The organism is Pseudomonas psychrophila, assembly GCF_001043005.1.
GTDB lineage: Bacteria > Pseudomonadota > Gammaproteobacteria > Pseudomonadales > Pseudomonadaceae > Aquipseudomonas > Aquipseudomonas psychrophila.
This window is the reverse complement of sequence record NZ_JYKZ01000001.1, coordinates 145,361-158,569: the sequence shown is the minus strand read 5'-3', so window position 1 is coordinate 158,569 and position 13,209 is coordinate 145,361. Positions and strand designations below refer to the sequence as shown.

At 60.8% G+C, this 13,209-nt stretch carries 12 protein-coding genes; 9 read left to right on the top strand and 3 right to left on the bottom strand.

The features are described from left to right. The first annotated feature begins 114 nt into the window (after window positions 1–114). The 6 genes from kdpF to TU76_RS00685 all read left to right on the top strand — a co-directional run bounded on the left by kdpF (window position 115) and on the right by TU76_RS00685 (window position 8,096). A complete protein-coding gene (kdpF, locus tag TU76_RS00710) occupies window positions 115–204 on the top strand; it encodes a K(+)-transporting ATPase subunit F (protein WP_037032648.1) in 90 nt (29 codons plus the stop codon). An 8-nt stretch (window positions 205–212) separates the two neighbouring features. Beyond that, a complete protein-coding gene (kdpA, locus tag TU76_RS00705) occupies window positions 213–1,907 on the top strand; it encodes a potassium-transporting ATPase subunit KdpA (RefSeq protein ID WP_046810290.1) in 1,695 nt (564 codons plus the stop codon). 10 nt (window positions 1,908–1,917) lie between these two features. Continuing rightward, window positions 1,918–3,990 carry a potassium-transporting ATPase subunit KdpB gene (kdpB, locus tag TU76_RS00700; RefSeq protein WP_048350854.1) on the top strand — a complete coding sequence of 691 codons (2,073 nt, stop codon included), beginning with the start codon at window positions 1,918–1,920 and terminating at the stop codon, window positions 3,988–3,990. 18 nt (window positions 3,991–4,008) lie between these two features. After that, window positions 4,009–4,560: a potassium-transporting ATPase subunit KdpC gene (kdpC, locus tag TU76_RS00695; protein WP_019827557.1), complete on the top strand. Its 552-nt coding sequence runs from the start codon at window positions 4,009–4,011 to the stop codon at window positions 4,558–4,560. Window positions 4,561–4,691: 131 nt separating this feature from the next. Beyond that, complete coding sequence (locus TU76_RS00690; RefSeq protein ID WP_019827559.1) at window positions 4,692–7,358, top strand: sensor histidine kinase; 2,667 nt, start codon at window positions 4,692–4,694, stop codon at window positions 7,356–7,358. Window positions 7,359–7,394: 36 nt separating this feature from the next. Further along, window positions 7,395–8,096 carry a response regulator gene (locus TU76_RS00685; protein ID WP_048350853.1) on the top strand — a complete coding sequence of 234 codons (702 nt, stop codon included), beginning with the start codon at window positions 7,395–7,397 and terminating at the stop codon, window positions 8,094–8,096. Here the strand turns inward: TU76_RS00685 and TU76_RS00680 are convergent. After that, entirely contained in the window at window positions 8,063–9,112 is a 1,050-nt protein-coding gene (locus TU76_RS00680; RefSeq protein WP_048350852.1) for a patatin-like phospholipase family protein, read from the bottom strand. The genes TU76_RS00685 and TU76_RS00680 overlap by 34 nt on opposite strands. 187 nt (window positions 9,113–9,299) lie before the next feature. Here TU76_RS00680 and TU76_RS00675 point away from each other — a divergent pair, with 187 nt between their 5' ends. The 3 genes from TU76_RS00675 to TU76_RS00665 all read left to right on the top strand — a co-directional run bounded on the left by TU76_RS00675 (window position 9,300) and on the right by TU76_RS00665 (window position 11,249). After that, a complete protein-coding gene (locus tag TU76_RS00675; RefSeq protein ID WP_019827565.1) occupies window positions 9,300–9,578 on the top strand; it encodes a hypothetical protein in 279 nt (92 codons plus the stop codon). Window positions 9,579–9,606: 28 nt separating this feature from the next. Further along, the gene (locus tag TU76_RS00670) at window positions 9,607–10,374 is read left to right on the top strand and encodes a CHAD domain-containing protein (protein ID WP_019827567.1); all 768 of its coding nucleotides are present in this window, start codon (window positions 9,607–9,609) and stop codon (window positions 10,372–10,374) included. Between the two features lie 77 nt (window positions 10,375–10,451). Next, the gene (locus TU76_RS00665; protein WP_019827569.1) at window positions 10,452–11,249 is read left to right on the top strand and encodes an acyl-CoA thioesterase; all 798 of its coding nucleotides are present in this window, start codon (window positions 10,452–10,454) and stop codon (window positions 11,247–11,249) included. Here the strand turns inward: TU76_RS00665 and TU76_RS00660 are convergent, their stop codons facing one another. Further along, a complete protein-coding gene (locus TU76_RS00660) occupies window positions 11,250–11,507 on the bottom strand; it encodes a hypothetical protein (protein ID WP_019827571.1) in 258 nt (85 codons plus the stop codon). Between the two features lie 99 nt (window positions 11,508–11,606). Then, window positions 11,607–13,088, bottom strand: coding sequence for a methyl-accepting chemotaxis protein (locus TU76_RS00655; RefSeq protein WP_048350851.1), 1,482 nt, complete (start codon window positions 13,086–13,088; stop codon window positions 11,607–11,609). Window positions 13,089–13,209: the final 121 nt, after the last annotated feature.

Below are 13,209 nucleotides of genomic sequence, written 5' to 3'. Positions count from 1 at the left end.
CCAGCTTCTTTACGCCTTCTTTACGCCCCCGCATCCCTCTCGATCTCGATCCTTTACGCCCTCACTCCCCACACTCTCTCCCTACGCGGCAAGTGCCGCTTCGGGAGAGTTGCCATGGGCGTTCTGGATGGGGTGTCACTGCTGTTGGCAGTGTCGCTGTTCGTTTATCTGCTGGTTGCGCTGTTGCGCGCAGACCGGAACTAGGAGCGGGTATGCACAGTTATGACTATGGGCTGATCCTCGCCTTTTTTGCCTTGGTACTGTTGCCGGCGCCGTGGCTGGGACGCTTTTACTACAAGGTGATGGAAGGCCAGCGTACCTGGCTGACCCCGGTAATGGGCCCCGTCGAAAAAGTCTGCTATCGCATCGCCGGGGTAGACCCGGGCATTGAGCAAAGCTGGCAGAAATACACGTTGGCCCTGCTGGTCTTTAACCTGATGGGCTTTGTGTTGCTGTTTGCGATTCTGTTGCTTCAGCAGTATTTGCCCCTTAACCCGCAGCAGCTGCCGGGCCAGGAGTGGACGCAAGCGTTCAACACTGCCGTCAGTTTTGTCACCAACACCAACTGGCAGAGCTACAGCGGTGAAGCGACCCTGAGCTACTTCAGCCAGATGGCCGGCCTGACCGTGCAGAACTTCGTCAGCGCGGCCACCGGTCTGGCCGTGCTGGTTGCGCTGTGCCGTGGCATCAGCCGTCGCTCGGCGCATACCCTGGGCAACTTCTGGGTCGACATGACCCGTGCCACCCTCTACGGCTTGTTGCCACTGTGTGTGGTGCTGGCGCTGTTTTTGGTCTGGCAGGGCGTGCCGCAAACATTCGCTCATTACGTCAATGCCGTGACCCTGCAAGGCGTGGATCAAGTGATTCCCCTTGGGCCTGCCGCCAGCCAGATTGCGATCAAGCAATTGGGCACCAACGGCGGTGGCTTCTTCGGGGTGAACTCCGCGCACCCGTTCGAGAACCCAACGGCCTGGAGCAACCTGTTCGAGCTGGCCTCGATCATTCTGATCCCGGTGGCGCTGGTGTTCACTTTCGGCCACTACGTCAAGGATCTGCGCCAGAGCCGGGCGATTGTGGCCTGCATGCTGGCCTTGTTCCTGATCGGCGGCGGCACGGCGCTGTATGCCGAGTATCAGCCGAACCCGGCGCTCAACAGCCCGCTGGTTGAGCAGACGGCACCGCTGGAAGGCAAGGAAGTGCGCTTCGGCACCACCGGTACGGTGCTCTGGACCGAAACCACGACGTCGGCCTCCAACGGCTCGGTCAATGGCATGCACGACAGCCTCAACCCGCTGACCGGGATGGTGGCGCTGGTCAACATGATGGTCGGCGAAGTGATCTTCGGCGGCGTGGGCGCAGGGCTATACGGCATGTTGCTCAACGTGTTGATCGCGGTGTTCCTCGCCGGTCTGATGATTGGGCGAACCCCCGAGTACCTCGGTAAAAAGCTGCAAGCCAAGGAAGTCCAGTTGCTGGTGGTGACCTTACTGGTGATGCCGGTGGGCGTGCTGGTACTGGGTTCGATTGCCGCCGTGCTGCCCAGTGCTGTGGCCTCGGTCAGCAACCCAGGGCCCCACGGTTTCAGCCAGGTGCTTTACGCCTTTACCTCGGCCAGTGCCAACAACGGTTCGGCGTTTGCCGGGCTCAATGCCAACACGCCGTTCTACAACCTGATGCTGGGGCTGGGCATGTTGATCGGGCGCTTCGGTTACATCCTGCCGGTGCTGGCGTTGGCCGGTAGCCTGGCGCAGAAGAAGTCCGCGCCCATCGGCCAGAACAGTTTTCCAACCCACGGCCCGCTGTTTGTGGCGCTGTTGACCATGACCATTTTGCTGGTGGGCGGCTTGACCTTTTTGCCGACGTTGGCCCTTGGCCCTATCGCTGAACAACTGACCCCGGGCTTCTAAGGAGACGATGATGACAATGCCTGCTCCTGTTTCAAAGTTGACACCCACTCCTGAGGCCAAGGCGCCCGAATCACCCAAAACCTCGTTCGCCGACATCTGGCGCCCGGCGCTGCTGCAAGCCTTCGTCAAGCTCGACCCGCGTCAGCTCAAGCGCTCGCCGGTCATGCTGGTGGTTGAACTGACGGCGATTTTCACTACGGTGCTGTGCTTTATGCCAGAGCCGGCAGTGCCCACCGCAGTGGCCGTGCAAATCGCCCTGTGGCTGTGGTTTACCGTGTTGTTCGCCAACTTTGCCGAAGCGTTGGCCGAGGGCCGGGGCAAAGCCCGGGCCGACAGCCTCAAGGCTGGCAGCGTAGGCTTGAGTGCTCGTCGGCGTACCACCACGGGCAGTTTTGAAGGGGTGCCCGCCACCCGTTTGCGCAAGGGCGATGTGGTGCGCGTCGAAGCGGGGGAGATGATCCCCGGAGACGGCGAAGTCATCGAGGGGATTGCCGCGGTCAACGAAGCGGCGATTACCGGTGAGTCTGCGCCGGTGATCCGTGAGTCGGGCGGTGATCGCTCGGCGGTGACCGGCAACACGCGACTGGTGAGTGACTGGCTGCTGGTGCAAATCAGCACCAATCCCGGCGAGTCGACCTTGGACCGCATGATCGCCCTGGTCGAAGGTGCCAAGCGCCAGAAAACCCCCAATGAAGTGGCGCTGGATATCCTGCTGATCGGCTTGACCCTGATCTTTCTGATCGTGGTCGTGACCTTACAGCCGTTTGCCTACTTCGCCGGTGGCAGCTTGCCGCTGGTGTTTTTGGTGGCGCTGCTGGTCACGCTGATCCCGACCACCATTGGCGGCTTGCTGTCGGCCATTGGCATTGCCGGGATGGACCGTCTGGTGCGCCTCAACGTGATCGCCAAGTCAGGGCGGGCGGTTGAAGCAGCGGGTGATGTACATGTCCTGATGCTCGACAAGACCGGCACGATCACCTTCGGTAACCGTCGCTGCACGGCGTTGTATGCATCCCCCGGGGTGACGGCCAAAGAGCTGGCCGAAGGCGCGTTGCGGGCCTCGCTGGCGGACGAGACGGCCGAAGGCAAATCCATCGTTGAGTTCATCCGGGGCCAGTACGCCCTGCCTGAGCTGCCGGGGTCTGACTTCAGCGCGGTACCGTTTACGGCTGAAACGCGCTTGTCGGGGATCGATTACAACGGCCAGGTGTACCGCAAAGGGGCTGTGGATTCGGTGCTGGCGTTTGTCGGTCTCAAGCGCGGCGAACTGTTGCCCGCCCTGTCGCGGGAAATCGACAAGATTGCCCAGAGCGGCGGCACCCCGTTGCTGGTGTGCGCCCAAGGAAAGTTATTAGGTGCGATCCATCTCAAGGACGTGGTGAAACCGGGAATTCGCGAGCGCTTCGCTGAATTGCGCACGTTGGGGATTCGCACCGTCATGGTCACGGGCGACAACCCGCTGACCGCCGCAGCGATTGCCGCCGAAGCGGGGGTGGATGACGTGCTGGCAGAGGCCACACCGGAGAAAAAACTGGCGCGTATTCGTCATGAACAGAATGACGGGCGGCTGGTGGCCATGTGCGGTGATGGTGCCAACGACGCCCCGGCCCTGGCCCAGGCTGATGTCGGCATGGCAATGAACGACGGCACCCAGGCTGCCCGCGAAGCGGCAAACATGGTCGACCTCGACAGCGATCCGACCAAACTGCTTGATGTGGTGCAAATCGGCAAAGAGTTGCTGGTGACCCGTGGCGCGTTGACCACGTTCTCGATCGCCAACGACGTGGCCAAGTACTTTGCGATCCTGCCCGCGTTATTTGCTTCGATCTATCCGCAATTGGGCGTGCTGAACGTGATGGGGCTGAGCAGTCCGCAGAGCGCGATTTTGTCGGCCATCGTGTTCAACGCATTGATTATCGTGGTGCTGATCCCGCTGGCATTGCGTGGCGTACGTGTTCAGGCGGCCAGTGCTGCGCACTTGCTGCGTCGCAACTTGCTGATCTATGGCGTGGGCGGGCTGGTGGTGCCGTTTGTGGGCATCAAGCTGATCGACATGCTGCTCACGGCGCTGCATCTGGTTTAAGCATTGGAGGATTTCCCCATGACTACTTTTCTACGTCCGGCCCTGAGCCTGATGCTGTTGATGACCGCCATCACCGGCGTGATCTACCCGCTGACCGTCACCGGGATTGCGCAACTGGCGTTCCCGGAGCAGGCCAATGGCAGCCTGGTGCGCGACAGCGCTGGCAAGGTGCTGGGCTCGGCGCTGATCGCTCAGGACTTCAGTGGCGACACCTGGTTTCACCCCCGGCCATCGGCGGGGACCTATGCCACAGTGGCCAGTTCGGCCAGTAACCTGGCGCCGAGCAACCCGGCACTGGCCACGCGGGTCAAGGACAGCGCCACCCAGCTCGCCGTGCCGGGGCAGGGCCCGGTGCCACTGGCTTTGCTGACCACCTCGGGCAGCGGGCTGGACCCGCACTTGCCACCAGAGGCAATACGCTATCAACTGGCCCGTGTAGCTGCTGCGCGCAATGTGCCGGTGCAGTCCGTCGAGCAGCTGGTGGCTGAACATACCGAGCAGCCGCTGGTGGGGCCGCCGGTGGTTAACGTCTTGCTATTGAATCAGGCGTTGGCGCAGCTCAACAACTGACACCTTCATGTGTGGGAGCGGGCTTGCTCGCGATGGCAGCACTGCGGTTTATCTGACGACCGCATCGTTTGCATCGCGAGCAAGCCCGCTCCCACAGGTCACATACACACACCCGATTTACAGGTAAACCCATGAGTCATTCCGGTCGCGCCGATGCGCTGTTAGCTGATTTGCCACGCGCAGGCCGTGGCCGGCTCAAGGTGTTCCTTGGCGCGGCACCCGGCGTGGGCAAGACCTACGCTATGTTGCAAGCCGCTCACACTCAGTTGCGCCAAGGGGTTCAGGTGCTGGCCGGGGTCGTCGAAACCCATGGCCGGGCCGAGACCGAGGCGTTGCTCAATGGCTTGGCGCAGCAGCCGATGCTGCGCTCGGAATATCGCGGCGTGCAGCTCGAAGAAATGGACCTTGATGGATTGCTCGCGGCCAGGCCCAAGTTGGTGCTGGTCGATGAGCTGGCCCACAGCAACGCCCCTGGCAGCCGGCATGCCAAGCGCTGGCAGGACGTGCAGGAACTGCTGGCTGCCGGAATCGATGTGTACACCACGGTCAACGTCCAGCACCTGGAAAGCCTTAACGATCAAGTGCGCGGTATCACCGGGGTGCAAGTGCGTGAAACCCTGCCGGACTGGATCGTGCAGGAAGCCTACGAACTGTTGCTGATCGATCTGCCGCCCCGTGAACTGCTGGAGCGTTTGCGCGAGGGCAAGGTGTATGTGCCGGAACAGGCGCGGGCGGCGATTGATGCGTTTTTCAGCCAGACCAACCTCAACGCCCTGCGTGAACTGGCGATGCAGACGGCGGCCGTGTACGTCGACGATGAACTGGACAAAGGCTATCGCCAGCAGGGGCAATCGGCCCCGGCGTTGCGCGGCCGGTTACTGGTCGGGATCGATGGCGATGAGCATGCCGAGCGTCTGGTGCGTCACGCCAGCCGGGTTGCCGAACGTAGGCATTTGCCCTGGAGCCTGGTGCATGTCGACAACGGCACGGTACGTGACGAGCAATCACGCCTGCGCCTGCAAAGCGCTCAGCAACTGGCGGAGCGCCTTGGCGGCGAAGTGGTGTTGCTGCGTGCCGGTGAAGTAGCCAAAACCCTGATCCAGCACGCCGGTGAGCGCCGTGCCAGCTTGCTGCTGGTGGGCCAGTCGCGTTTGACCTGGCGCCGGCGGCTTTTGGGTGGCGGGCTGGCGGCGCGCTTGTTGCGCGATTCCCATGGCCTGGAAATCAACGTGCTCGATAACGAGCAATCTCCAGCGCCGACCGTCAGCCGGCGTGAACATTCGCTGGTGTGGTTTGACTACGGGCTGGCGCTGGTTGCCACGGTATTGGCCAGCGCCCTGGCCTGGGGGGTGTCCAGCGTGCTGGCGCTGCCCAATATCTCCCTGGTGTTCCTGGCCGCTGTGTTGCTGGTGGCTGTACGCAGCAGTCTGGGGCCGTCACTGGCCTGTGCGGCCATGTCATTTCTGGCCTATGACTTCCTATTCATCCCGCCCAATTTTTCTTTCAGCATTCAGCGCGAAGAAGACGTGCTCACGCTGGTGTTCTTTTTGCTGATGGCGGCGTTGACCGGCAACCTAGCGGCCCGTCAGCGTCGGCAATTGCAGGCCTTGCGCGATACCCAGCAAGAAACCACCGAGTTACTCGATCTGTCGCGCAAGCTCACCGCCGCCACCGATCGCAAGGCCGTGGTCAGTGCGGCCGGTCAGCACTTGAGCGGCTGGAAAGAGCTGGATGTGTGCCTGCTCAATCGCAATGACAATGGCGGCTGGGACGTTGAAACAGGCGGGCCGTTGCAGTTTTCCGAAGCCGAGCGCGCCGCTGCGGACTGGGCCTGGACCCATGACCAGCCCGCAGGCAAGGGTACGGGCACCTTGCCGATGGGGCGTTGGTGGTGGTGGCCGATAAGCGCCGAGGAAGGACCGTTGGCCTTGCTCGGGGTGTGCCCCAAGCAAGGGCAGCAACTCAGCGGCCAGCGACGTCGTTTGCTGATGGCTTTGAGCCAACCCCTGGCTCAGGCGCTGGCTCGCGCACGTTTGGCCCAGGACCTGGAAGCCGCCCGCCTGCACGGCGAAACCGAGCAGTTGCGCAGTGCGCTGCTGGCGTCGGTGTCCCATGATCTGCGCACGCCGCTGACCAGCATGCGTGGCAGCATCGACACCTTGCTGGCATTGGGAGAGGCAATTCCCTTGGCCGACCGGCGCGAATTGCTTGAGGGCACGCGTGATGAGGCGGAGCGGCTGGATCGCTATATCCAGAACCTGCTGGACATGACCCGGCTGGGCCACGGTGCATTGAAGCTGGCCCGTGATTGGGTATCGCCCGCCGACATTGCAGGCAGTGCGCTGAACCGTCTGCGTGCGGTGCTGGCGCCCTTGCAGGTGCAGGTGGATGTGCCGCCACAATTGCCGCTGCTGCACGTACACGGTGCATTGATTGAGCAGGCGCTGGTCAATGTGCTGGAAAACGCCGCGCGCTTTTCACCGCCCCACGGGCATTTGCAACTGACGGCAGGCGCGGACGAAAGTGAGCTGTGGTTTGCCGTCGGTGATCAGGGACCGGGAATCCCGGAGGAAGACCGGGCGAAGATTTTCGACATGTTTTACACCGCTGCCCGTGGCGATCGTGGCGGGCAGGGCACGGGCCTTGGTCTGGCAATCTGCCAGGGCATGGTGGGCGCCCACGGCGGGCGCATCACTGTCGGCGACGGCATCGGCGGGCAGGGCACGTGCATCACCTTGTATTTGCCGGTCAGCGTGCAGCCGGGCCTCGAGAATGAAGGGCCGGAACGTGAAGACTGATATTCTTGGGCCACCTCTTTGCCACGATCAGAAGCCATGAGCCACAGCGCGACTATTTTGGTCATCGACGATGAACCGCAAATTCGCAAGTTCTTGCGTATCAGTCTGGTATCCCAGGGCTACACCGTGCTTGAGGCTGCGACAGGCGCCGAAGGGTTGAGCCAGGCGGCGCTGAAGCGACCCGATGTGCTGGTGCTTGACTTGGGCTTGCCGGACATGGACGGCCAACAGGTACTGCGCGAATTCCGCGAGTGGTCCAGCGTGCCGGTGCTGGTACTTTCGGTGCGCGCCAGCGAAGCGCAAAAAGTCCAGGCACTGGACGGCGGGGCCAACGATTACGTGACCAAGCCTTTCGGTATTCAGGAATTTTTGGCGCGGATCCGTGCGTTGCTGCGTCAGGCGCCTGCGGGCGAGGTTCAGGCGTCGGCGCTCGAGCTCGGTCCGTTGACCGTTGACCTGGCCTTTCGCCGGGTGTTGCTCGAAGGCGTCGAGGTGGCCCTGACACGCAAGGAGTACGCCGTGCTGGCGCAACTGGCGCGCCATCCCGGGCGGGTCATCACCCAGCAGCAATTGCTCAAGGATATCTGGGGCCCGACCCATATCGAGAACAGCCATTACCTGCGCATCGTTGTCGGCCATTTGCGTCAGAAGCTGGCGGATGACCCGACCCGGCCCCGGTTTATCGTGACCGAGGCCGGGGTCGGTTATCGGTTGTTGGACGCCACGTCCTTTTCATAACGGTCCAGGGTGTCCTTGGCGATCATTCTGCCCAGTGCGATCAGCTCCGCAGCCTTGTAGAACTCAAAAAAACGGCACACCCGCTTGGGCACGTTGATCAGAATGTCCGGCGGGTAACCGGCAATCTTGTATTGCGCCAACGAGGTCTGCATCACTTCGAAACTCTGGTTGATCAAGTCCAGCAGTGAGGCCGGGCCCACGTTGTCGATGATGACTGAGCCGGTAGCCGACTTGGGCGAACCCTCTCCTGAACCGGGCCTGGCAGGTTGGCCCGAGTCAAGCCAGGGATTTGGCTGTTCCTGACTCAGCGGCTCGACCAGTGGCTTGAGCATTTCTTGCTCAAGGTTGAGCAACTGCTCGGCGTGTTTGTTACGAAACGGTATGCGCGAGCCCAGTGATGTCATCAGGTTGTCAAAGCGCCCTTTAAACGCGGCCGGGCGCTGGATAACGGGCAGTTGGTAATTGCTTTGATGGGTTGAGTTGAGGTTGACGGCGATGATCAGGTCGCAATGGCTGGAAACCACCGGCACGATAGGGAGCGGGTTGAGCAGGCTGCCGTCGACCAGCATGCGGTTGCCTTGCATCACCGGGGTGAACAGGCTGGGAATTGCCGCCGAGGCACGCATGGCCTGGTGCAGGCAGCCCTCCTGAAACCAGATTTCCTGCTGATGGGTGAGGTCGGTGGCGACAGCCGTGTAGGGGATGCGCAGGTCTTCGATGTTGATTTCACCGACGATGTTGCGGATATGGCCGAAGACTTTTTCGCCGCGAATCGCGCCCAGTCGGAAGCTGACGTCTACAAGGCGCAACACGTCGAGGTAGTCCAGGCTTTGAATCCAGTCGCTATACAGATCAAGCTTGCCGGCCGCATAAATTCCGCCGACCACCGCGCCCATCGAACAACCGGCGATACAGGCAATGTCATAGCCCCGACTCTCAAGCTCTTCAATCACGCCAATATGGGCATAGCCCCGTGCACCGCCGGAGCCCAATACCAATGCAATACGTTTTTTCATGAGCCCCACCTTTGCCTGACAGTGACCCACAATGCCTTTTTGTGAGTCGTAGGGACAGCTTTTGACATGAACCCGTATCTAGAGGCTAGGCTAGGCTCTGTTGATGTTTTGATCTTTGCGTTGTGGCACTTTTGTGCAGGTTGTTCGTCTGAGATTGCACTAAACATTTAATTTTGAGGAAAAAACCATGAAAGCATGGATGTGTGTGCCGTTGATTGCACTGGCATTGGCAGGTTGTGCGGGAACCAAGGCTTATCGCGATACCTGTGCCACGAACCTGGATGCGGCCTGGCATGAGCTGGATCTGGCCAAGGCAGAAGGCTTTGCCGGCACCGTCAGCTACTCCAAGGCGTTGTCCTTGTTGACGGCGGCCAAAACCCAGCAGCAGTTTGAAGCCTTTGAGGGTTGCACCAAGAAAGCCGAAAAGGCGCGTTTCTATATTCGTGAATCCCGCGCCGGACGTTGAGCCGGCGCAGTGAGGGTGGAGGGTGAGGATGTCTGAGCTGGTTGACCGGATAGTTGCAAACGTTGTGCGCCTGGAGGTCAGGCTGCTGGCCTGTCAGGCGCGTCTTGAAGCCGATACGGACCCTGAGGCCCTGCATGATCTGCGCACCACGGTGCGTCGTTTACGCAGCCTGTTGCGACCATTGCGTGGCTTGCCGGGCGTGGTGCAACTGGAAATGTCGGCGTCCCAGGTGGGCGTTTTGACTACCCCCTTGCGCGATCTTGAAGTGCTTGCGGCGCACTTGCAGGACAAGGGCTACCCGATTCAGGCACAACGTCGTCTGCAACAGTTGTCCGGCAGTTATGCCCGGGTGGCTGACAGTGAGCAGTTGGCTCAGCTGTTGATGATCCTCGATATGTTTCCACGCTTTCTGCGGGCCGCCGAGCGTGAAGGCTTGCTGCGCGGTTTGCGCAAGCGGATCGAAAAGGTCCTGGAAAAGCAGTGGCAAACCCTGGAAGCAGCCCTCAATGATCCGGGCCATGACCGCCATCGCGTCAGGCTGTTGATCAAGCGCGTGCGCTATGCCGCTGAGGCCTACCCTGAGTTGAATCAGTTGCCGCCTCTGGTTGTGACGCGGCTCAAGGGCGCGCAACAGGCCTTGGGCGAGTGGCACGATGCCTGGCAGTGGTTGTTGCAAGCCGAACAACAGGCCGATTTGCAGCCTTGTGTCGCTCAATGGCAGGCGACCCTTGAACGGGGTGAGAAACGGGCTGACAAGGCACTGGTCAAATTGAGTGCGGCTTGCTTCCACTCCTGATCTTTGGCCGATTCAGCGCTGTGCAGAGTCAGATGGATGGGTAGTATCCCGTCATATTTTCTGTTTTTGAGGTGCTCATGCAGTTTTGCGAATTGGTTGCGGCAGTGCGCAACACGCCCCTGAACGTAACAATCCCGGCAGACTGGGGGCAGGGACGTGCCAGCTTCGGTGGTTTGGTGGTGGCCTTGCAGTACGAAGCCATGCGCGCTCATGTGTCTGACGAGCGTGCGTTGCGTTCGCTTGCGGTGAGTTTTGTCGGCCCTGTCGAGGCGGATGTGCCGATCAGCTTTGAGGTCGAAGTGTTGCGTGAAGGTCGGGCCGTCAGCCAGGTAGTGGGTCGCGCTGTGCAAAAGGGTCAAGTAGTGACCCTGGTACAAGGCAGTTTTGGCGCATCACGGGAGTCAGCGGTGAGCGTCGACAGCGTGCCAGCTCCTGAGATGAAGGCCCCGGCCGAATGCCCGCTATTGCCCTATATCAAGGGCGTAACCCCTGAGTTCATGCGTCACCTGTCCATGGCATGGGCCGTTGGCGCCTTGCCGTTTACAGGCCGCGGTACGCGGGAAATGGGAGGGTGGATTCGTCTTGCCGGGGATGTGCAGGACGAACCTCTGACAGAAACCCACTTGCTGGCACTGGTGGATGCCTGGCCACCAGCGCTGTTGCCGCTGCTGAACAAGCCTACAGCGGGCAGCACGCTGACCTGGACCATCGAGTTCGTACAGCCATTGCCCCAAGCCAGCACGCTGGAGTGGTGCAAATACCTGGCGGTCATCGAGCATGCCCGTGACGGCTACGGTCATGTGGCTGCCAATTTGTGGACGCCGGGTGGCGAGCTGATAGCAATCAGTCGTCAGACCGTAGCCGTCTTCGGCTGATCAGAAGGTCTGGCTGTTATCCGTCTTGCTGTCGAGCTTGCGGCCCTGGTGTTGCAGGATCAGCGCCGCAAACAAGGCAACCAGACCGATCACCGCGCTCGTGGCGTTCTCACTGAAAACCCCCGACACCAGCAGCAGAAAAGCCACTATCAAGATAGGTATCGCGATCAGGTTGATTGCCTGATGCGTGCTGCCCTGATGGCTTTGAGGGTTGGAGCGCCATTGCCAGGCCGGTAAGTTTGGATGACGTTTGCCCATGATTGCTCTCCTTGTTCGAGGGTTCAGCTGTCGCTGAACCGGATAAACAAATCATAGATTTATGGCCGTCCTGCGGCGAATCAACAATGGCTATCAGCCTTATAGCTTTAACTGTCCAATGGCTTTATTCAGTTGGGCGGCCAAGGTTGCCAGCTCATTACTGGTAGTGGCCGAGTCGACGGTTTGTTGCACAGTGTTTTCGGTGACATCACGAATGCTCACCACTGCGCGGTTCATCTCTTCCGCCACCTGGCTTTGCTGTTCGGCTGCCACGGCAATCTGCGTGTTGCTTTCGCGCATCTGCGCCACGGCATGGGTGATTTCGGCCAATGCCACGCCCGCTTCCTGAGCTTGTTGTACACAGTCGTCGGCTTTGAATGAGCTTTCCTGCATAAAGTCCACTGCGTCACGGGTACCCGCCTGCAAGGCCGAGACCATTTTGGTGATTTCGTCGGTGGAGGTCTGCACCCGCTTGGCCAAGTGCCGCACTTCATCGGCGACCACCGCAAAGCCCCGGCCCATCTCGCCTGCGCGAGCGGCTTCAATGGCGGCGTTCAACGCCAGCAGGTTGGTCTGTTCAGCAATGCTGTGAATCACACCGACCACGCCATTGATTTTTTGGCTGTCTTGCGCCAGCTGCTGAATCATCTCGGCAGTGGTTTGCACCCCGGTGGACAGGCTGGCGATGGATTGCTGTACGCGGCTAACCACCTGCTGGCCGCTACCGGCCAGGTTGTCTGCCGTTTGCGACAGGTCGCGGGTGGCGCCTGCGTGTTGCGCAATGTGATAGACCGTGGCCGACATTTGATTGATCGCGGTAGCGGCCTGGTCGGTCTCGCTTTGCTGGCCGAGCATGCCGTGGCGTACCTCGTCCATGCTGCTGGCCAGGCGGGTGGCACCGGCGTCCAGTTGCGCCGCAGTCTGGGCCACGGTGTTGACCACGCGCTGATAGCCGGCCTGCATGGCGTTGAAGGCGCTGGCCATCTGCCCGACTTCATCGGTACAGGCCAGAGGAACCCGAGCAGACAGGTCGCCGGTTTTCTCGACATGCAGCATCACGTCCTTGAGGGTATTGAGCTGGCTAAGCAGGAAGCGGATCAGCAATTGCGAGGCGCAGAGCATGGCCAGCATCAGGATCAGCACGGCGGCGGCATAGTTGGGCAGTCGCTCGACAAACACCTGCGCCAGACTTGGCGCATAGGCCAGCACTGCAATCTTTTGCCCGTCATCGCGGGTCACCACGTCGGCGCCCAACAGCAGATCGTGGCCTGACAGCGGCATGGGATTGATCGAAACCCAACCGTTGGCCTGATTGAGCTGTGGCAGGGCTTGATCGTTGACGTTGGGGATCTGGTTGGGCTCGAGGCGCAGCAAATGCCTGGCCTCAGGCAGGGGTTGCCCGGAGGGCCATGCTTTGAGCAATTGAGCCTGGTCCCGGGCGCCGACCTGAGCGGCGGCACCGCGCGATTGCTGCTCAAGCTGCACGGCGTAGAGCACCAGCAGCAGTGTGGTGACAAAAGCCACCGCATTGACTGCCCAGAATTTGTATTTGAGCGAGATGTTGCTAAGCCAGGTACCCATGGGAGGTCTTCTCTGATTTGGCGCAAACAATGTTGGCAAGGTGCCATCATTGTGCCGCTATTCAGTGAGGATCTTGTTGATGTGGGTCAAGAGAGCAAAGCTCTTTGTAGATACTCTGGTG